The 18,169-nt window shown below is 60.1% G+C and carries 20 protein-coding genes; 7 read left to right on the forward strand and 13 right to left on the reverse strand.

The annotated features are described in order from the left end of the window. Nucleotides 1-39: 39 nt before the first annotated feature. Nucleotides 40-888: a tryptophan 2,3-dioxygenase family protein gene (locus ACVWWQ_RS15975; RefSeq protein WP_133952350.1), complete on the reverse strand. Its 849-nt coding sequence runs from the start codon at nt 886-888 to the stop codon at nt 40-42. A gap of 400 nt (nt 889-1,288) precedes the next feature. Here ACVWWQ_RS15975 and pdhA point away from each other — a divergent pair, with 400 nt between their 5' ends. From pdhA to ACVWWQ_RS15990, 3 genes are all read left to right on the forward strand, one after another. Beyond that, a complete protein-coding gene (pdhA, locus tag ACVWWQ_RS15980; protein WP_099651571.1) occupies nt 1,289-2,374 on the forward strand; it encodes a pyruvate dehydrogenase (acetyl-transferring) E1 component subunit alpha in 1,086 nt (361 codons plus the stop codon). Nucleotides 2,375-2,377: 3 nt separating this feature from the next. Beyond that, nucleotides 2,378-3,358, forward strand: coding sequence for an alpha-ketoacid dehydrogenase subunit beta (locus ACVWWQ_RS15985; protein WP_133952347.1), 981 nt, complete (start codon nt 2,378-2,380; stop codon nt 3,356-3,358). 117 nt (nt 3,359-3,475) lie between these two features. Next, nucleotides 3,476-4,858, forward strand: a complete 1,383-nt coding sequence (locus ACVWWQ_RS15990; RefSeq protein ID WP_133952345.1) for a dihydrolipoamide acetyltransferase family protein — start codon at nt 3,476-3,478, stop codon at nt 4,856-4,858. Between the two features lie 276 nt (nt 4,859-5,134). On the opposite strand, the gene ACVWWQ_RS15995 is transcribed toward ACVWWQ_RS15990, so the two are convergent. Both ACVWWQ_RS15995 and ACVWWQ_RS16000 read right to left on the reverse strand, forming a co-directional pair. Further along, nucleotides 5,135-5,779, reverse strand: a complete 645-nt coding sequence (locus ACVWWQ_RS15995) for a DUF6348 family protein (protein WP_133952343.1) — start codon at nt 5,777-5,779, stop codon at nt 5,135-5,137. Between the two features lie 161 nt (nt 5,780-5,940). Beyond that, nucleotides 5,941-6,447, reverse strand: a complete 507-nt coding sequence (locus ACVWWQ_RS16000; RefSeq protein WP_133952342.1) for a M48 family metallopeptidase — start codon at nt 6,445-6,447, stop codon at nt 5,941-5,943. 53 nt (nt 6,448-6,500) lie between these two features. Between ACVWWQ_RS16000 and ACVWWQ_RS16005 the strand changes: the two genes are divergently transcribed. Continuing rightward, nucleotides 6,501-6,884, forward strand: a complete 384-nt coding sequence (locus ACVWWQ_RS16005) for a VOC family protein (RefSeq protein WP_133952340.1) — start codon at nt 6,501-6,503, stop codon at nt 6,882-6,884. Between the two features lie 7 nt (nt 6,885-6,891). On the opposite strand, the gene ACVWWQ_RS16010 is transcribed toward ACVWWQ_RS16005, so the two are convergent. From ACVWWQ_RS16010 to ACVWWQ_RS16025, 4 genes are all read right to left on the reverse strand, one after another. Further along, nucleotides 6,892-9,120 carry a DUF5916 domain-containing protein gene (locus ACVWWQ_RS16010; RefSeq protein ID WP_133952338.1) on the reverse strand — a complete coding sequence of 743 codons (2,229 nt, stop codon included), beginning with the start codon at nt 9,118-9,120 and terminating at the stop codon, nt 6,892-6,894. 189 nt (nt 9,121-9,309) lie between these two features. Continuing rightward, on the reverse strand, nt 9,310-9,633 hold the full coding sequence (locus tag ACVWWQ_RS16015) for a hypothetical protein (protein WP_133952336.1): 324 nt from the start codon (nt 9,631-9,633) through the stop codon (nt 9,310-9,312). A 44-nt stretch (nt 9,634-9,677) separates the two neighbouring features. Next, nucleotides 9,678-11,045 (reverse strand): tryptophan--tRNA ligase, encoded by a 1,368-nt coding sequence (locus ACVWWQ_RS16020; RefSeq protein ID WP_133952334.1) that lies wholly within the window; start codon nt 11,043-11,045, stop codon nt 9,678-9,680. A 154-nt stretch (nt 11,046-11,199) separates the two neighbouring features. Further along, nucleotides 11,200-11,472: a hypothetical protein gene (locus ACVWWQ_RS16025; protein WP_457383467.1), complete on the reverse strand. Its 273-nt coding sequence runs from the start codon at nt 11,470-11,472 to the stop codon at nt 11,200-11,202. 58 nt (nt 11,473-11,530) lie between these two features. On the opposite strand from ACVWWQ_RS16025, the gene ACVWWQ_RS16030 reads away from it, so the two are divergent. Both ACVWWQ_RS16030 and ACVWWQ_RS16035 read left to right on the forward strand, forming a co-directional pair. Next, nucleotides 11,531-11,731: a hypothetical protein gene (locus ACVWWQ_RS16030; protein WP_166669796.1), complete on the forward strand. Its 201-nt coding sequence runs from the start codon at nt 11,531-11,533 to the stop codon at nt 11,729-11,731. Nucleotides 11,732-11,733: 2 nt separating this feature from the next. Next, nucleotides 11,734-12,747: an IS481 family transposase gene (locus ACVWWQ_RS16035; protein WP_133952330.1), complete on the forward strand. Its 1,014-nt coding sequence runs from the start codon at nt 11,734-11,736 to the stop codon at nt 12,745-12,747. On the opposite strand, the gene ACVWWQ_RS16040 is transcribed toward ACVWWQ_RS16035, so the two are convergent. Continuing rightward, complete coding sequence (locus tag ACVWWQ_RS16040; protein ID WP_133952328.1) at nt 12,732-13,190, reverse strand: hypothetical protein; 459 nt, start codon at nt 13,188-13,190, stop codon at nt 12,732-12,734. The genes ACVWWQ_RS16035 and ACVWWQ_RS16040 overlap by 16 nt on opposite strands. Before the next feature lie 224 nt (nt 13,191-13,414). After that, nucleotides 13,415-14,014 carry a hypothetical protein gene (locus ACVWWQ_RS16045; RefSeq protein WP_133952326.1) on the reverse strand — a complete coding sequence of 200 codons (600 nt, stop codon included), beginning with the start codon at nt 14,012-14,014 and terminating at the stop codon, nt 13,415-13,417. Nucleotides 14,015-14,048: 34 nt separating this feature from the next. On the opposite strand from ACVWWQ_RS16045, the gene ACVWWQ_RS16050 reads away from it, so the two are divergent. Further along, nucleotides 14,049-14,285, forward strand: coding sequence for a hypothetical protein (locus ACVWWQ_RS16050; RefSeq protein ID WP_133952324.1), 237 nt, complete (start codon nt 14,049-14,051; stop codon nt 14,283-14,285). Nucleotides 14,286-15,013: 728 nt separating this feature from the next. On the opposite strand, the gene ACVWWQ_RS16055 is transcribed toward ACVWWQ_RS16050, so the two are convergent. The 4 genes from ACVWWQ_RS16055 to ACVWWQ_RS16070 are packed head-to-tail and all read right to left on the reverse strand — an operon-like array spanning nt 15,014 to nt 18,118. Then, nucleotides 15,014-15,859: a hypothetical protein gene (locus ACVWWQ_RS16055; RefSeq protein WP_133952322.1), complete on the reverse strand. Its 846-nt coding sequence runs from the start codon at nt 15,857-15,859 to the stop codon at nt 15,014-15,016. A 43-nt stretch (nt 15,860-15,902) separates the two neighbouring features. Continuing rightward, entirely contained in the window at nt 15,903-16,670 is a 768-nt protein-coding gene (locus tag ACVWWQ_RS16060) for a hypothetical protein (RefSeq protein ID WP_133952320.1), read from the reverse strand. Between the two features lie 57 nt (nt 16,671-16,727). After that, on the reverse strand, nt 16,728-17,255 hold the full coding sequence (locus ACVWWQ_RS16065) for an HlyD family efflux transporter periplasmic adaptor subunit (protein ID WP_457383468.1): 528 nt from the start codon (nt 17,253-17,255) through the stop codon (nt 16,728-16,730). Further along, nucleotides 17,252-18,118, reverse strand: coding sequence for a hypothetical protein (locus tag ACVWWQ_RS16070; protein WP_133952318.1), 867 nt, complete (start codon nt 18,116-18,118; stop codon nt 17,252-17,254). The genes ACVWWQ_RS16065 and ACVWWQ_RS16070 overlap by 4 nt, the downstream gene beginning before the upstream one ends. Between the last annotated feature and the right edge of the window lie 51 nt (nt 18,119-18,169).

Below are 18,169 nucleotides of genomic sequence, written 5' to 3' on the forward strand. Positions count from 1 at the left end.
GGGATTCAGGCCGGGCTGCGCAACCGCCAGAGCACCGACTCAGCTGCCAAGGACAGTGCGAACGTCCAGCAGCTCGGGGAAAAACTCCAGCTCCAGCGCCTTCTTCAGGAAACTCACCCCGGACGAACCACCGGTACCGCGGCGATGGCCGATGATCCGTTCCACCGTTTTCATGTGGCGGAAGCGCCACAGCTGGAAGCTTTCTTCCACGTCCACCAGCTGCTCGCACATGTGGTATTCCGGCCAGAAATCCGCGCGATCTTCATAGATGCGCTTGAGCACCGGCAGCAGCGCCTCGTTGCGGTGATAGGCCTGGGTCCAGTCGCGTTCCAGCAGTTCGGCTGGCACCGCATGGCCGCGTCGCGCCAGGTAGCGCAGGAACTCGTCGTACAGGCTCGGCGCTTCCAGCACCGCACGCAATTCGGCCTGGGCGGCCGGATCATGCGCAAAGACCTTGAGCATGTCGGCATTCTTGTTGCCGAGCAGGAATTCAATCTTCCGATACTGCAGCGACTGGAAGCCGGACGACGGCCCCAGCACGCCGCGAAACTCCAGATATTCCGACGGCGTCAGCGTTTCCAGCACCGCCCATTGCTCGAACAGCTGGCGCTGCACCTGCTTCACCCGCGCCAGGATCTTCAGGCAGGCATCGATATCGTCCCTCTGCAGATGCGCCACGGCCGCCTTCAGCTCATGGATCAGCAGCTTCATCCACAACTCGGACACGTGGTGCTGCACGATGAACAGCATCTCGTCGTGATGCGGTGGCTGGCTCAGCGGCTGCTGCGCCGACAGCAACGTATCCAGATGCAGATAGCCACCGTAGGTGATCTGACCGTTGAGATCGGTCTGGATGCCCGCTTCAAGATCGCGCTGGTTGTCGCTCATGGGTGTTCCGTCACGTATTCGGAAAGCGAACATGGTAACGGCTGCGCGCCGATCAAATCTTGATCCAGAACATGCGGATCGCCTCCCCCGCAGAAGCCCGCTGGCGGGCGATGCTTTCGCTCTGAATCTTCCCAGACGGAACCAGAAGCAAAGGCGTCGCCCGCCAGCGGGCTCCTGTCAGAGTCGGGCGGGAAAGCCTTGTACGGTGCGCCTTGGCGCCTTTGCAGGCCAAGCAAAACCCGCTTTCCGTACGCCAACGAATGCTGCGCTGTACCTTGCAGCGCAACATGCCCGCCTGTTATCAAGCGCGGTCTTGTTCGGTCGTTTGTGTGTCCGCGGATTCCTCGAAGGCACGCCATCAGCCAGGTTTTCCCTCTCTGTCCTCACCCCGGAGCGAGTCGTGACCATCGCCGCCAAGTTTGAAATCGAATACCTGCAATACCTCGATGCCGAGGGCAAGCAGGTCCGTGATGACCTGCCCGAGTTCGCCAAAGACCTCGAACACATGGTCAAGCTGTACAAGCTGATGCTGTCCACGCGCGTGTTCGACGCCAAGTCGATCGCGTTGCAGCGCACCGGCAAGCTGGGCACCTACGCCAGCTGCCTGGGCCACGAAGCGGCGCATGTGGGCATCGGCAGCGCGATGCTTCCGGAAGACGTGTACGCACCGAGCTACCGCGAATACGGCGCCCAGCTGTATCGCGGCGTGCAGCCACGCGAGGTCTACATGTACTGGGGCGGCGACGAGCGCGGCAACGACTACCAGCAGGAACCGGCGCGGCACGATTTCGCCTGGTCGGTGCCGATCGCCACGCAGTGCCTGCATGCGGCGGGCACGGCGCTGGCGTTCAAGATCCGCGGCGAGAAGCGCGTGGCCGTGTGTACCATCGGCGACGGCGGTTCGTCCAAGGGCGACTTCTACGGCGCGATCAACATCGCCGGCGCGCAGAACCTGCCGCTGGTGGCGGTGATCGTCAACAACCAGTGGGCGATCTCGGTACCACGCAAGATCCAGTCCGGTGCGCCGACGCTGGCGCAGAAGGGCATCGCCGCCGGCCTGTTCTGCATCCAGGTCGACGGCAACGACATCATCGCCGTGCGCAAGGCGATGGAAGACGCGCTGGACCGCGCCCGCAACGGCCAGGGCGGCAGCGTGCTGGAGTTGGTGACGTATCGCCTGGGCGATCACACCACTGCCGACGACGCGCGGCGCTACCGCGGCGAGCAGGAAGTGAAGGACGGCTGGGCGAAAGAGCCGATGATCCGCCTGCGCAACTGGCTGGTGGCCAAGGGCGTGTGGGACGACGCGAAGGAGGAAGCCTGGAAGGCCGAGTGCGACGACTGGATGGACAACGAGGTGAATGCCTACCTCGAAACCAAGACCCAGCCGGTCACGGCGATGTTCGACTACATCTTCGCCGAAGTCCCCGCCGATCTCGCCAAGCAGCGCGATTACGTTCTTTCGCTCGAACAGAAGGGCCACTGAGTCATGGCACAAATCACTCTCATCGAAGCCGTCACCCAGGCACTCGCCTATGAAATGGCCCACGACGACAGCGTCGTGGTGCTGGGCGAAGACGTCGGCGTCAACGGCGGCGTGTTCCGCGCCACCCAAGGTCTCCAGGAAAAATTCGGCGAGCTGCGCGTGCTCGACACGCCGCTGGACGAAACCACCATCGCCGGCGTCACCGTCGGTCTGGCCGTGGCCGGCATGAAGCCGGTCGCCGAAGCCCAGTTTGAAGGCTTCATCTACCCGATGATGGAGCAGATCGCCTGCCACGCCGCCCGCATGCGCAACCGCACCCGCGGCCGGCTCACCGTGCCGGCCGTGTGGCGCGCCCCGTGGGGCGGCGGCATCCGCGCACCGGAGCATCACTCCGAGGCGAACGAACACCTGTTCACCAACATCCCCGGCCTGCGCGTGGTGATGCCGTCGTCGCCCGCTCGCGCCTACGGCCTGCTGCTGGCGGCGATCCGCGATCCCGATCCGGTGATGTTCTTCGAACCCAAGCGCATCTATCGTCAGTACAAGGAAGAAGTGCCGGATGACGGCGAGGCCTTGCCGCTGGACGTGTGCTTCGTGCTGCGCGACGGCACCGACGTGACCCTGGTCAGCTGGGGCGCGCAGGTCAAGGAGGCACTGGAAGCGGCCGACGAACTCGCTGAGCAAGGCATCAGCGCCGAAGTGATCGACGTCGCCACGCTGACCCCGCTGGACTTCGACACCATCGCCGAATCGGTGCAGAAGACCGGCCGCTGCGTGATCGTGCACGAAGCCCCGAAGACCGCCGGCTTCGGCGCCGAAATCGCCGCCCGCCTGGCCGAGGAATGCATGTACGACCTGCTGGCACCGGTCGAGCGCGTCACCGGCTTCGACACGCACATTCCGCTGTTCCGCCTGGAAATGAAGTACCTGCCGAGCGTGGAACGCGTCGTCGACGCCGCGAAGCGTACGCTGGCAGCGTCATAATCTGCGCTGGAATGCCACGTAGGGCGGGCACTGCCCGCCGCACTACTGCAAGTGGCCGCGCGAGACCTGAGCAAAAGCCGGCGGGCCATGCCCGCCCTACAACACGGATCTGATCCCATGGCTGATATCAAGACGTTCTACCTGCCCGACCTCGGCGAAGGCCTGCCCGACGCGACCGTCGTCGAGTGGCACGTGAAGGTCGGCGACACCATCAAGCTCGACGCCCCGCTGTGCTCGATGGAAACCGCCAAGGCGGTGGTCGACGTGCCCTCGCCGTACACCGGCAAGGTCACCAAGCTGCACGGCGCCCCGGGCGACATCATCGAGACCGGTGCCGCGCTGGCCGAATTCGAACCCGATCCGAACGCCAAGCAGCGCGCCGAGTCGCAGGACACCGGCCACCAGCATGGCCCGAAGAAGAGTGTCGGCAGCCCGGCCGCCGATGACAGCAGCAAGGTCGTCGTCTCCGACGAGGGCGGCGAGGTCGAAACCGGCGGCAAGGACCGCGAAGACGAAGGCACCGTGGTCGGCGCGATGGTCAGCGGTAGCCATGTGCATGTCGAGCAGGCCGCGAGCATCGGCGGCGTCAAGGCCGTGCCGGCCGTTCGCGCGCTGGCGAAGAAGCTGAAAATCGACCTCTCCCGCGTGCGCCCCAGCGGCGCCGATGGCGTTGTCACGATGAAGGACGTCAAGGAAGCCGCCGCCAACGGTTCGGCCGTTGTCGGCGCTGCTCCGGCCCGTGCGGTGCCGGCCTCGGCCGGGCGCCATCTGGCGCCGGAACTGCCGCAGCCCGAGCCGCAGCGCGGCCCCGTTTCGCTGGCCGGCAAGCCGGTGCGCACCGCCCCGCCGTCGCAGACCGCCAGCGGCCAGCCGGAACAGCTGAAGGGCGTGCGCCGCAACATGGCCCGCGTGATGGCCGACGCTCATGCGCAAGTCGTGCCGACCACCCTGGTCGATGACGCCGACCTGCACGCCTGGATCGGCAAGCAGGACATCACCGCCCGCCTGATCCGCGCCATCGTCGCCGCCTGCAAGGCGGTGCCGGCGCTGAACGCCTGGTTCGACGGCAAGAACCTGACCCGCACCATGCATTCGCAGGTCGACATCGGCATCGCGGTGGACACCGACGACGGCCTGTTCGTGCCGGCCCTGCGCAATGCCGACGTGATGGATGCCGCCGGCATCCGCGCCGCCATCAAGCGTCTGCGCACGCAGGTGGAAGACCGCACGATTCCGGCGTCGGAACTGTCCGGCCACACCATCAGCCTGAGCAACTTCGGCATGTTCGCCGGTCGTTACGCCACCCCGGTCGTGGTGCCGCCGACCGTCGCCATCGTCGGCGCCGGCAAGCTCGGCCACGACGTGGTCGCCGTCATGGGCGGCATCGAAGTGCATCGCCGAATGCCGATCAGCCTGACCTTCGACCACCGCGCCGCCACCGGTGGTGAAGCGGCGCGCTTCCTCAAGGCGATGCTGGACGACCTGGGTCTGCCGAACTAAGCAAGCCGGATGTCGCGACAACAAGAAGCGGACGTCTCACGACGTCCGCTTTTTCTTTGGCTCATCAGCGAAACGCCGCAAGCCGAAGCCGTGCCGTGCGCAGGGCGGGCACTGACCGTCGGCTCTCACGCGTGGCGTGTCGAGCCAAACCCGGCGGACGGTGCCCACCAACGCCCGTTGGAGCCCGCTCGCGGGCGATGCCTTTGCCGTTGCGGAGCCCCGGAGTTTTGCCGGCAAGAGCATCGCCGCGAGCGGGCACCAACGCGGTGCAACGGATCAGTAATCCCGTACGTCGAGCAGCATGAAACTGCGGGCGCTGTAGTCACCGCCGCGCGGCCATGCCACTTCGTTGAGCGCCAGCGTGCCGGCCGTCCAAAGCTCGTTGTCGAGCAGCGCCTCGCAGCGCGAGTCACCCGTTTCAGCATGGCTGTGCACCAGTCGCAGCCAGTGCAATTCGGGCGACAGCGCCTCGCGTTTCAGCGCCGCCTCGATCGCCACCATGGCCTCGGCCGGCATGGCACCGACCTCCGTGCCACGCACGCTGAACGGCCCGCTGAAGACGTCCCAAGTGCGTACGCCGATCTCCCACGCGGTGATCTCCATCCGCCGATCGTCGGTGACGTACCAACAGGCGGCCAGCAACAGGTGGAACACGTTCTGCTCGAAGGCCTGGAGTGCGTCGCGACACCCCGCTTCGCCACCGCCGACGCCGGCGAAGCTCTCCTCGATGCGACGTTCCTCACCCAGCACCACGTCGACATCGAGCCGACCGTGTTCGCCTGCCGCACCCTCATGCCATTCGGCGCGGATCGCGGGGAAGTCGCCATCGGTGACCAGCCAACCGTCTTCATCGGCCTCGAGTTCGACGTCGTGCCGCTCGAACAGGCGGAGCAGGTATTTCTGCAGTGCTGCACTATCCATCATCGTTCCCGGTTTTTTTGGCGTCCAATACTTTAACCGTTCACCCTCAGCGTAGGCCCATGGGGCCGAAGTCGAAGGGCTGCGCATCAAGTGGTCGCCAAAAGGTTGCCCTTCGACTTCAGCCCTTCGGGCCTACGCTCAGGGAGAACGGCTTTCTCCACTCAGCTTTCGCGCTGGTTCGGCAGCTCGCGCCAGGTCAGGTATACACGCAGATCGAACTCCAATTGGTGATAGTCCGGCAGCATGTACGTGCACAACTGGTAGAACGCCTTGTTGTGGTCCATCTCTTTCAGGTGCGCCAGTTCGTGCACCACGATCATCTGCAGGAATTCGGGCGCGGCGGCCTTGAACAGGCTGGCCACGCGGATCTCCTTCTTCGCTTTCAGCTTGCCACCCTGGACCCGCGAGATCGCGGTGTGCAGGCCCAATGCATTGCGCAGCACGTCCAGCTTGCTGTCGTACAGCACCTTGTCGATGCCCGGCGCCTGCTTCAGGTGCTGCTGCTTCAGCGACGCCACGTAGGCGTACAGCGCCTTGTCGCTCTGCACGTCGTGGCGATCCGGATAGCGCTTGGCCAGGTGCTCGCCCAGCCGCTCCTGCGCGATCAATTCGCGCACCTTGTCCTGCAAGGTGACGGGATACGCCTGAAGATACTTGAGCGGAAGCATCCGCGTATTCTCGCACTGCGCCGGTTCGCGCGCGCAGCCTGCGGAGACGATCCATGCATCACAGCCGACTCAGCACCCTCATCATCGACTGCCAGGTCGACGACCTCGCGCCCGTGGCCCGCTTCTGGAGCGAAGCGCTGGGCAAGCCAATCGCCAGCATCGACCAGGACGGCGACGGCAAGTATGTGGAGCTGCAGACCGCGGCGGACGAGCCGATCGTCCTGCTGCAGAAGGTGGACCACGCCAGCCGCGTGCACCTGGACATCGAGACCGATGACCTCGACGCCGAAGTGGCGCGACTGGAACGGCTCGGTGCACGTCGCATCGCGTTCGCGCACCAGCGCTGGTGGGTGATGGAGGCGCCCAGTGGCCACCGCTTCTGCGTGGTGCGGCCGCAGCGTGAGGCGTTCGGCCCGCACCTCAACCGCTGGGACTGAGCGCCCTCTACATGTCGAAGCGGTAGCTCAGCTTCACCAGCAGCTGTTCGTCGTCGCGCAGGGCGAAACTGTTGCCGAACGCGTCGGCCGTGTTGCGCGCATAGCCATCCAGCGCGTAGCCACCGCGGCCATAGACCACGTACAGGTACGACAGCGGCGCCAGCTCGTAGCGGTAGCGAATCTGCAGGCCCAGGTTGCGCAGGTTGAAGTCGTCGACCGGATCGTCGGTGGCCACCGCGCGGCCGTTGGCACTGACCCGATAGCCGCCGCGCACACGGGCGTTCAGCCCGATGGCCTGCAGTTTCACGCGCAGCTCCTGACGGCTGTTGATGGCCCAGTCGAAGCCGGCGTCGAGCTGCAAGGTGTGCTCGTTGTAGCGGCCGACAAGGTTGTCGTGCTGCCAGACCAGCCAATCGGGCAGGCGCTCGTAGTAAGGACCGGCGTAGACACTGAACGCATCGTTGATGAAATAGGTGGGAATGAACTTGATGTCATAGCCGAACTGGCGATTGCCGCCGAGGCCGCCACTGACCACTTCGGCATCGAGTTTGAACGCCCAGTCGCCATGGCGCGGGCTGATCCGCTCGTAGGCCAGGTCGATCGTCGGCGGCAGGAACAACGCGCCATGGCCGCGCGTGACCAGGTCATCCCAGCCCGCACTGTTGACGTTGACCTGCACGGTTTCGGTGGCACCGTTGCGCAGATTGCTGTTGCGGCTGATCCGCAACTGGCGGCGCAGGCGCAGCCCATGATCGTTGTCCAGCGCATCGATGCGGAAGCGCCACTCCTTCGAGCTGTAGGCCGAATCGGCCGGCAACGCGGTGAAGCGCTTGCGCACTTCCCAATGACCGTAGTTGAAATTGTTGCGATCGAGATAGCCGAAATCGTTGATCTGCAACTGGTCGCCGAAATGCATGCCCAGCCATTGCTGCCGCCAGCCGCCACCCATTTCGTAGTCGGCGATGATGGTGCCGCCACTGTCGCGCGTATGCGTGCCCGACTGCAGGATGTCGCTGCCGACCACGTTGGTGGCGATGGTCAGTTGTGGCGTCGGCCGCCAGTGATGATCGACGCCCAGCACGGTCGCCTCGCGGTCCAGCCAGGGTCGGTCGACCCGGGTCAGCAGCATGCCGAGGCTCTGGTCGCCGAAATCATGGGTCAACCGCGCGGCACCGAAGAAACGCCCGGCTTCGCCGTCTTCGTCGGCGGCCATCACGCCGTAACTGGTGGAACCGAAACTGCCGTTGAGCTTGACCGCCGCGTTGATGTCGGCGGCGCCGTGACCATCATCCGAGGGACCGCCAACGCGCCGGGTGTAGACCAGCTGGCTGTTGTCGTCGAGCAGGCTGAAATCGAAGATGCCCTGGTTCTCGGTGAAGAACGGGCGCTTGTCGCTGACATAGGTTTCGGTCGCACCAAAGTTGACCACCAGGTCGTCACTTTCGACCTGGCCGAAATCCGGATTCAGCGCCGCGGTGAGCTGGAATTGTCCATTCGGCTTCCACAACAGGTCGGCACCTTCCTGGAAGTGGCTGCGACCACGCACATTGTCGTACAGCCCGGAAACATACGGCGTGATGGCAAACAGTGACTGGCTGTACTGCGGCACCTCGATGCGCTCGAAGGCGGACAGGAAACGCGGCAGGGTGAAGCTGGCTGCCGGCCACGCCACCCGTTCGCCGGTCGAACCGGTCACGCGATCCAGATAGATGGCCAGCATGCGCTGCCCGTTCTTCGCCGCATGCATCGGCGCGATGTACCACGGGATCAGGATCTCGACGCTCCAGCCGGCGGCGTCCTCGCTGACGGCGTGTTTCCAGTTGCCGTCCCAGTCCTTGTTGAAGCTGGTTTCGTTGGTGATCACCGCATCATTGATGCCATCGGTCGAGCTGACCACGAAGTCGTAGCCGGTGCGTCCGTCGCCATTGAAGTCGACCATCACGTTGACCCGATCGACCTGATCGTCGAAGTCGCGCTGTACCCGCTGGTGCGTGCGAGGTACGCCGGGTGGCTGGTCGCAACGGAACGCCACGGCCAAACCTTGCGGCGTGGCCAGGATCCACGCCTCGGTATGCAGCGAACCGGGCTTGCCACTGAGCGGCTGGGTCTGGCGGAAGTCGGTGACATGGCGGGCGCCGGCCCATTCACCGGGTCGGATGTGGCCATCGATATCGACGGCCAGCACCGGCGTCGAGACGGCCGCCAAAGTGAACATCAACAGGCATGCCACACGCATGTCGGATACTTCCAGAAAAGGGGGTGCGCACGATTGCGCCAGGGCGGACGAAGCGTTCGTCACGCCGGGGTAGATGCGCAGAGTGCCGTCAGCGTTTAATTCTCTCGACGGCCATTGGTCACATCGTGACTTATGGCAGGGCGGCGACTCGTCCTCGTGCGGAAGCGGTGACCTGAGTCCCCCTCCGGATCAGCGCCGGCGACCCCACAGCACATGCCGCAACAGCATCGCCAGCAGTACCACTGTGGTGAACGCGCCATAGCCGTAAAGAGCCGGCAGCACCTGTTGCCAGATCGCGCCGCTGGCGGGACCGAAGCCATCGACCACGGGCAGCGCGACCCGGTCAAATGCGATCACGGCACACTGCGCCGCGGCGATCAGCGCCAGCACCACCACCGCGACATCAAACACACGCCGCGCAACGACGCGCGGCAGGCTTTTCGGGTATGTCCAATAGCCCCAGCACAGAATAAGCAGCCAGGGAGCCAACAGCAGGATGGCCAGGTAACGCATCAATCAATCGCTCCGTCGGTGGGTGCGGGGCTTCAAATCCCGGCTCAGGAGTCCTGCGCAACCAGCTGCTCAAGTGCCTCGCGCAAAGGCACCAGCGCCGAGTCGCGCGCGGCCTCACTCTCATAGTCCGGTGTTTGTGCCACGGTTTCGCCATCCAGCTCCAGGCTCATGCCCAAGGGCCGCATCTGCAGCACGGCCGCCCCGGCACCGAGTGCCTTGATCTGCTTCTGCAGCGCGCCGGCCGCCTTCGGATCGGCGAACGCCTTCGACAACAGCAGCTCGTCGCCCTCAGCGGAAAAAAGCCGAAAGCGGAACTGGCCATCGGCGTCGCGGAAGCTGGCGAAGCGCGGCATCTTGCCGGACTTCGGGGTGCCCTTCGCCGGTGTGGCCGGCGCGGGTGCCGTGGTCATCGCCCGCATGCCCAGCACCTCGCGCAGCGCGACGAGTTTGGGTGTGGCGATCGCGCGCGCCTTCTCGGCACCCTGCTGGAGGATCGTCTCGATCGCCGCGGGGTCCGCCATCAACGCCTCGTAGCGCTCGCGCATCGGCGCCACGTCGGCTTCGATGCGTTCGTACAAGACCTGCTTCGCCTCGCCCCAGCCGATGCCGTCGAGCAGGGCCTGGCGGAAGCCGGCCGTCTCGGTGTCGGTGGCGAACGCTCGGAAGATGGTGAACAAGGCGCAGTCGTCCGGATCCTTCGCCTCGCCGGGCAGGCGCGAGTCGGTGACGATGCGCATGATCGTCTCGCGCAACTGCTTCTTGCCGCCAGCGAAGAGCGGGATCGTGTTGTCGTAACTCTTCGACATCTTGCGCCCATCCAGGCCCGGCAGCGTGGCCACCTGTTCCTCGATCAACGCCTCGGGAAGCACGAAAAACTCATGACCGTGCAGGTGATTGAAGCGCTGCCCGAGGTCGCGGGCCATCTCGATGTGCTGGATCTGGTCGCGCCCCACCGGCACCTGGTTGGCATCGAACGCCAGGATGTCGGCCGCCATCAGCACCGGATACATGTACAGACCGGCGGTGATGCCGGCATCGGCGTCCTCGCCCGCCGCGGCGTTCTTGTCCACCGCCGCCTTGTACGCATGCGCGCGATTGAGCATGCCCTTCGATGCAATGCAGGTGAGAAACCAGGTCAGCTCGGGAATTTCCGGGATGTCCGACTGGCGATAAAAGGTGACCCGCGCAGGGTCGAGTCCGGCCGCCAGCCACGTCGCGGCGATCTCCAGCCGCGAACGCTCGATCCGCGACGCATCGCCACTCTTGATCAGCGCGTGATAGTCGGCCATGAAGTAGAACGCATCCACGTCATCGCGCCGGCTGGCCGCCACGGCCGGTCGTATCGCGCCCACGTAATTGCCCAGGTGCGGCGTGCCGGTGGTGGTGATGCCGGTAAGGACTCGGGTATTCATGCTGAGCCGCGCAAATAAAACGCCAGTCTACGACATCCGGCCAACGGGCTCGACCGCGCGGGCCTTGGCTCAAGGGCCAGATCCGCTTTGCGTACACAGAGCGCACGCAGGCCACGACGAGATGACTCGCCGTAGCCTGCACTTTCAGCTCCGCTTACAGCCCGGAAGACTGCGGCAGCGGTTTGAACCGATGGGTAACATCGGCGTTGCTGGCAATCAGCGCGTCTTGCCAGGCCATGCCGTGATCCAGCGGCGAGCTTTCACCCACCGCGGGTGCGAATCGCGACATGGCTTCGATCAACTGCTGTGTTTGCCGGCCCACATTCACACCGTGACCCAAACCCGCGCCGTTGCCGCTCGCCGCGAAGCCCGGTACGTCATCGAAGGCGGGAGTGTTGCCCAACCGCCCGCCGCGACCAGCGTGCAATCGCCCTCCGTTAGATGGGGTCCGGAACGCGTGCCGGTTGTCGCCGGACGTGACGCCCATGGCGACCACCCGTGCGGCAGAATCATCCACAGGGGACAGCGAGGCATCGGACGCGGCGAACCCGGCCGGCATGACCGTCAGCAAACTGGCGAAATCCGCCGCATGTCAGGTTCCGTGTGATCCTATCGAACAGCGCATCTGGCGTTTTGCGGCTGCACGTGATGCCATGAGCCAACTGATCAGCGAGCTGAGGACCTGACGATGACCTTGACGCTACACCCTCTGGCACGCACCACGCCACGTACGCGTGCCGAGTTGCGGGCTGAGGATCACTCGCTCAGTGATGCAGCCTTGGCGCGGCAGTACGGCGTGACCGCACCAACGGTGCGCAAGTGGCGCGAGCGTGAATCCACGGCGGACCGTTCGCACCGGCCGGACACACTGCACTGCACCTTGACCCCGGCGCAGGAAGCGGTGGCCATGGAAGTCCGCCGCACGCTGTGGCTCACGCTGTGGCTGCCCCTGGATGGCTTGTTGGTCGTCGTGCGCGAATTCTTGAACGCCAAGGTGTCCCGCTCGGGACTGGCCCGCTGCTTGACCCGCCACGGCCTGAATCGGCGTCCTGTGGAAGACAAGGATGCACCGGTCCCAGCGAAAACCTTCAAGGACTACGCGCCCGGCTTCCTTCATATGGATATCAAATACTTGCCACAGATGGCTGATGAATCGACACGGCGGTATCTGTTCGTTGCCATTGATCGCGCGACGCGCTGGGTGTTTCTGCGCATCTACGCCGATCAAAGCGAGGTCAGTAGCACGGACTTTCTTCGTCGCCTTAAAGCCGCCGCGCCGATGAAAATCGTGAAGTTGCTCACCGACAACGGCAGTCAATTCACTGATCGTTTCACTGGCAAGACAAAGAAGTCCTCCGGTGACCACGCGTTTGATCGTGAGTGCACCTTGTTGGGAATCGAGCATCGCTTGATCAAACCACGACACCCGCAAACCAACGGTATGGTCGAGCGTTTCAACGGTCGAATTAGCGAGGTGCTGGCCACCACCCGCTTCCGTTCGCGCGAGGACTTGCAGACCACGTTGGAACGCTATGAGAAGCTTTACAACGATCATTTGCCGCAACGCGCACTCGGCCACAAGACACCGCTTCAAGCGATACGGACTTGGCAAACGGAACGACCCGAACTATTCAACGGCAAAACAAAGAACCAGGCGGGACTAGACATAGGCACGGCGCATTCTCCTTATTTTCCAAAATAGGCACTTTCTATGACAACATAGTTGATGTAACTACGGTCCACGTTATTAAGCTCATCAAAATCCACTTTTAGCTTATACACTCCTTTTTCAAGTTTTATTCTCGTCAGTTCAGAAAAAATTGCTCTATTCGACCACGAAGTCGGGCTAGGTTTTATCACGTCGAAACTTTTAATCAATGTAAAGTCTTGATTATTATTTCGATAGATATTCAAGGTGGCAAACGTGGACGATCTATTTTTCTTCCCAAAATATGCAAATATCTCTTTTCGGCGCATATCAGACGCTTCGCTTTCGATGGCAACCGAATAGACACCAGAACTGCCTACGGAAAAAACTCCCATTACGCTATTATCTTGACAAAGATCACCACGGAATATGTAGTGACTGTCTTTACATCCAGCAATGACCATTATTAGTGCAATAAAGAAAGCTAATCTAGGCATAATTTATATCCATCACTTGTTTAATCCGAAATATAATCAAGCCGAATTATTTAGAGCAAAAGGTGACTGAGCAAAAGTGGTCAGAGACATTATTGCTATTGGGAGCAAAAGGGGTCAGAGACATTATTGCTATTGGCGCGTAAGCACGGTGAGGTCGCGAGATTGGTCGTCAGGAAATTTACGAGATAATTGGCTTGATGATAAATAATGTCTCTGACCCCTTTTTAACTCGACGTCGCCACCCCGCCTGCTTTTACGGCAGCCACCGACGGATTGGATACAGCCAGTGCATGCAACGCCACTACACGATCACTGATGTCAGTACTGCTTGAATTGCTTTTCTCGCGTACAGGAGCAATCTGGCCCGGGCCTGTATCCCCTTGAGCTTCGCTTTCAACACCACTCGTAGTCGATACCACGAGGACATTGGCTTCCGTCGAACGGCGCACCACGCCTAATGATTCTCGTACGTCGTTCGCCGTCCCTGCGGCTCCTGACAATTTATAAGTGCGCAACCCTGGCCGGCGCGCAGCACCTTCCATCAAATTCCATGTAACGGGGATATTGGTAGAATTTTCCGTCTGACTGAGAACGCCGTCTGCCGCAGGTCTTCCATCTGGCTCAAGACCAGGGAATTTTGCGCGGCTACCTTGCACGCTACGCGTGACATGACTCACATATCTCCGAAGAATATCGGCGCGAATCGGTGCGTCGGAAGAGCTCTCATCCCAAGATTGCAGAGGGTTTTCACCAGCCTTCTTCCAAAAATCATAGCCGAACGAAACGATTGAATTAGCATTGTCATGCGACATCGGATTATTCATGCCAAGCCTTCCTTTTCTTGAATGCGGATAAAATTTGCCCAACGCAGAAGCCGATCATCCAGAAATAAACGTACTTGATGAATATGGCCAAGAATATCGTTCTGGTCTCACAGCCTCTACAAAGGGATGGTGTTGCATCAGGCATATAGCACAAGAGACTAAATATGCCCATTACAATGCCAAGTATGCAAATCATGATAAAAACCCTAAAGGACACAACCTCCTTTCTGGACCAGTTTACGCAGAGTTTTTCACTATATTTAAAAATTGACCCTGCAAAGATAGCGGGACTTAGTATCCACAACGTCATCATCCCATACTCAATCGAATGGGAATAAGCTGACGCGGCTGAGTGTGCACTAATTGTCGAAAATGGAAAATGTTCAGCTAATGCCAAATATATATTTTGTGCAAGTTCAAAAATATATGAACTATCTTCCGCCGCAACATATGCCATTAACTCACTTGACATGAGCGGAACGAGCATCGCACAGCTCGCCAGAAAGCTAGTTTTATTAAAAGCGAAATTCAAATCATGTCCTTTATTTACCAAATAAACACAACTCGCTCAACACACGTGTCGAGGCAATTATTTATAATCAATTACTTAACGCCCCTTTGTTTCGCCCCCTCAAGTTCACTTTAGATAATTTCTAACTGAGCTATACCAACCTTGGTTATACGTTCGTGATCCGCATGGCTTCCCGCATAATACAAATACTCTAATGACACGCCATCCTCAACGTCTATATGACCAAGATAGTTACCCGCACCACTTTCCGTGCCATTGGTCTGCCAGAGTTAACTTGCCGCCCACTTCCATCATGAAACTGAGAATTCCCGCGGGGTAAGACGATCCTTTTGGAAAAACTCAGCAAAAGGAGCAAAAGGGGTCCGGGTAAGGAGCAAAAGGGGTCAGAGACATTATTGCTATTGGCGCGTAGCCACGGCGAGGCCGCGAGATTGGTCGCCAGCAGATTTACGACATAATTGGCTTGGTTAGAAATAATGTCTCTGACCCCTTTTTCTGACCCCTTTTTCTGAAACCTCCTTCCTTTTAATAATCATGAAAGTATCTAGCCTGCGAGTGCCCATATTATTATCGCCATCTTCGGTAGATGGCATTCCGCAAGACGAGGTATTGATATACAAATCACGCCCATTGAATTCGGGGGAAAAGAACGCCATGGTTTGACGATACGCAGCCAATTTGCGTCTGACATGATCATCGTCAGGCCCGGATGTTCGCTCATGGCCGCTGCAGCAATCGCGCACCACCGAAATGTTTTCCATGCTGAATACGTGATATTTGTCACGAGCATTTTTTCGCCCCGGGATAAAGCGACCGACACCATGGCCAGTCTGCTCTACTCCAACAACCTCAACCACGCCAAGAAATGGAATGAAATCAGCTGTAGTATTTTCATGCGTCGAGTAGCTCACCAGCGCATCCCCATCCCTCCATTTTGTTTCGACATCGAGCCCGTTCATATCAAGCCTCGTTATATCGAAATTGTTCTCAAATGAAAGGTGGCTTTCATAAGCGGCCGCGACAATATCTTTTGCTCCTGACTCAGAAAAATTGTGCGCTATGCCGACACGGTAAATGCCGCGACCTGCAAATCCGTTGCTTAACTCTGCATTCCTTTTTTTCAGTTCTATGAGGCTACGAATCAACGACTCCCTTCGTTCTCCAGGCGTCATCGCCTCGCATTTTTCCACCGCAATTCGTTCGAGGTGAGTCGAATAGACCTGGAAAGCGATCATGCATGTAGCAATTACCGCGATGCCCGAACTCATCGTCAGGCCGATCGTCCAACTCGGATGCTGTTTGCGAAATGACATCATGAGCCACCCCCGCTTCAAGAAAAAAAACCACTAACCAACTTCAATGGCGCGAGTTCATGAGAAGCCGCTGGACGCCGGCACGAATAGCCCGGTCGACCTCGATCATGCGTTCAGCAGGAACACGGCGCCTGTCAAGCTGGTATCCAAGCTCCAATCGTTCGGACAGTTGGTAATGCACTTGGCAATCACTTGCCCAGATACCGGGACCAAAGCCGCAAGTGACGATGAAGGGATGGCCAAGCGGGGTGCCGTACACGGATGCCTGCGCGGAAAGAGTGGATGTGCCCCTTTCCTGATCCGGCTGCTTGCTGCATTCCACCAAGCCTTCACCCGCATCGCGGCATGGCTCATCTTTCACCATCATAGCCAGTGTATTCATGGCGAAGCGTTCGCCATACGGGAGGTGGCCGACACGGGAAACGTTGATAGCCCGCAAGGCACCCGGCGGCAGGTCCTGCAGATTGCCGAGGATCGATGACTGGTGCTGAGCAAGGTGCAAGCTGAAAGCCCTGGCTGGATGGTCAGGACAGCCAGGCAGCGCATCGCCAGACATCGCCGATGATGCCTCTCCCCGCTTCGGATAGGGAATGGGATAGATGCCCACGTGATTGGGCGTACCGGGGATGCGGAACACATCCTCACCCAAAGCCACGTAAATGGCGTCGTTGGGCTTCCCGTGGCATTGGGGAGGCATGACAACCACCTCGGGGTTCGCACGCACGGCGGTGTCGCTGACGCTGTCCTTCGCGCAGGCCGCGGCGGACAGCGCCAATGCAAGACCGCCAACAAATATGCAGGGAGCTTTCATTGTTTATCCCATTTCCAGATAGACCTTGCGCGATGTGTTGCAGGTACTGCTTTCACATCACCTCTCCCGCATCGACTCATCCACACCCTGCCGCAGCGGATCAAGGATGTAATCGATCACCCGTCGCTTGCCGGTCTTGATCTCAGCGGTAAGCGCCATGCCCGAGGTCAGGCGCACCTTGACGCCGTCGACCAGCAGCTCGGCCTTCTTCATCTTCACGCGGGCCCGATAGATCAAGCCGAGTTTCTCGTCCTGAATGGCATCGTGCGTCACGCTTTCCACGACACCTTCGAGATACCCATAGCGCGTGTACGGAAAGCTCTCGACCTTGATCGTGGCGCGCTGGCCCGGCCGCACGAAGCCGATGTCCTGGTTGAGCACCGTGGCTTCTAAGCAAAAGGGGTCAGAGACATTATTGCTATTGGCGCGTAAGCAAAAGGGGTCAGAGACATTATTGCTATTGGCGCGTAGCCACGGTGAGGCCGCGAGATTGGTCGCCAGCAGATTTACGACATAATTGGCTTGGTTAGAAATAATGTCTCTGACCCCTTTTTCTATCGAAAAGGCACGCAACAGAGAAATCAACCGTCGGCACATTCAAAACTGCGAAAAAGATCGTAAATAGAGTCTTCGATCGATTGCCACCTCGGCAGCATCGCGGGCACAATCGACACTGTAAAATCTACCTGTGCTTTCGTCCCAAATCCGAAATGCATTTGACAGCCAGACACGCCACCTTTTACAGAGGTTCTTCCGCAAGATATGTAGGTATCTACATGGCCGTCGCGCCCCCTGTGAATATAGATATCCTTGGTATGATCGCTCTTCCTTGCAGGTTGACCCGTATTCGGGTCGGCACCGCCTACCACATAAGCTTCCAGCCCTGCCACATCGAGGAGCGGAAACCGTTCGTAGCTATCAAACCAGTATTGGCTCTTTTCCTGAAGCACCCTTGCCAACCCGTCGTAAGCCCTGCCGCCGAGTTTCGGATAGAACTCGCCAGCATTAATCGATATCCTCAACCACGGGTTGTCCCTATTAAGTTGCGAGTTTCTGAAGTCGGAACGTAATTCACTATCCTCCAGGCCCCGCATGTCTGGAAATCTGGCGGTTACACCAAAACTGCGTAGTCGGGATTTTGTCGTCCGACGCAGGAAACCATGGCGAGAAGCTTCGCCAAAATGAGGGTCGTTATCGTATTCCACGTGCTTAGCGTAATATCTGGGGATACAGACGGCCATCCCGCCAAGGTCACCCATAACAGGACTAGGCGAGCTCGATGCCGCCGGTGCTGTGTGGTGGTCGGACCTCGCCGTATTTTTGGCGTTATCAAATAGGGTGGAGATCCGGATCAACCCAGCCGTCGATAGAACGATCAATAAGAGGAGAACACATCGCAAGACCCGATGCTTTGTTTCTGTCCGCAAGCCGAAAGCAGCACGTTTCATGATTAACCAGAAATTTTTTCAAGGTTGGAATTGCGCAGCGAATTGATGCGC

The sequence above is a fragment of the Rhodanobacter sp. TND4EL1 genome, assembly GCF_054061035.1.

Coding starts and splice junctions, on each gene's coding strand:
- ACVWWQ_RS16010 (WP_133952338.1), bottom strand. CDS start 9,120: ATGCGTGTGGCATGCCTGTTGATGTTCACTTTGGCGGCCGTCTCGACG.
- ACVWWQ_RS16015 (WP_133952336.1), bottom strand. CDS start 9,633: ATGCGTTACCTGGCCATCCTGCTGTTGGCTCCCTGGCTGCTTATTCTG.
- ACVWWQ_RS16055 (WP_133952322.1), bottom strand. CDS start 15,859: ATGTCATTTCGCAAACAGCATCCGAGTTGGACGATCGGCCTGACGATG.
- ACVWWQ_RS15985 (WP_133952347.1), top strand. CDS start 2,378: ATGGCACAAATCACTCTCATCGAAGCCGTCACCCAGGCACTCGCCTAT.
- ACVWWQ_RS16070 (WP_133952318.1), bottom strand. CDS start 18,118: ATGAAACGTGCTGCTTTCGGCTTGCGGACAGAAACAAAGCATCGGGTC.
- ACVWWQ_RS15995 (WP_133952343.1), bottom strand. CDS start 5,779: ATGGATAGTGCAGCACTGCAGAAATACCTGCTCCGCCTGTTCGAGCGG.
- ACVWWQ_RS16020 (WP_133952334.1), bottom strand. CDS start 11,045: ATGAATACCCGAGTCCTTACCGGCATCACCACCACCGGCACGCCGCAC.
- ACVWWQ_RS15990 (WP_133952345.1), top strand. CDS start 3,476: ATGGCTGATATCAAGACGTTCTACCTGCCCGACCTCGGCGAAGGCCTG.
- ACVWWQ_RS16035 (WP_133952330.1), top strand. CDS start 11,734: ATGACCTTGACGCTACACCCTCTGGCACGCACCACGCCACGTACGCGT.
- ACVWWQ_RS16045 (WP_133952326.1), bottom strand. CDS start 14,014: ATGAATAATCCGATGTCGCATGACAATGCTAATTCAATCGTTTCGTTC.
- ACVWWQ_RS16030 (WP_166669796.1), top strand. CDS start 11,531: ATGGCGACCACCCGTGCGGCAGAATCATCCACAGGGGACAGCGAGGCA.
- ACVWWQ_RS16000 (WP_133952342.1), bottom strand. CDS start 6,447: ATGCTTCCGCTCAAGTATCTTCAGGCGTATCCCGTCACCTTGCAGGAC.
- ACVWWQ_RS16005 (WP_133952340.1), top strand. CDS start 6,501: ATGCATCACAGCCGACTCAGCACCCTCATCATCGACTGCCAGGTCGAC.
- ACVWWQ_RS15975 (WP_133952350.1), bottom strand. CDS start 888: ATGAGCGACAACCAGCGCGATCTTGAAGCGGGCATCCAGACCGATCTC.
- ACVWWQ_RS16060 (WP_133952320.1), bottom strand. CDS start 16,670: ATGAAAGCTCCCTGCATATTTGTTGGCGGTCTTGCATTGGCGCTGTCC.
- ACVWWQ_RS16040 (WP_133952328.1), bottom strand. CDS start 13,190: ATGCCTAGATTAGCTTTCTTTATTGCACTAATAATGGTCATTGCTGGA.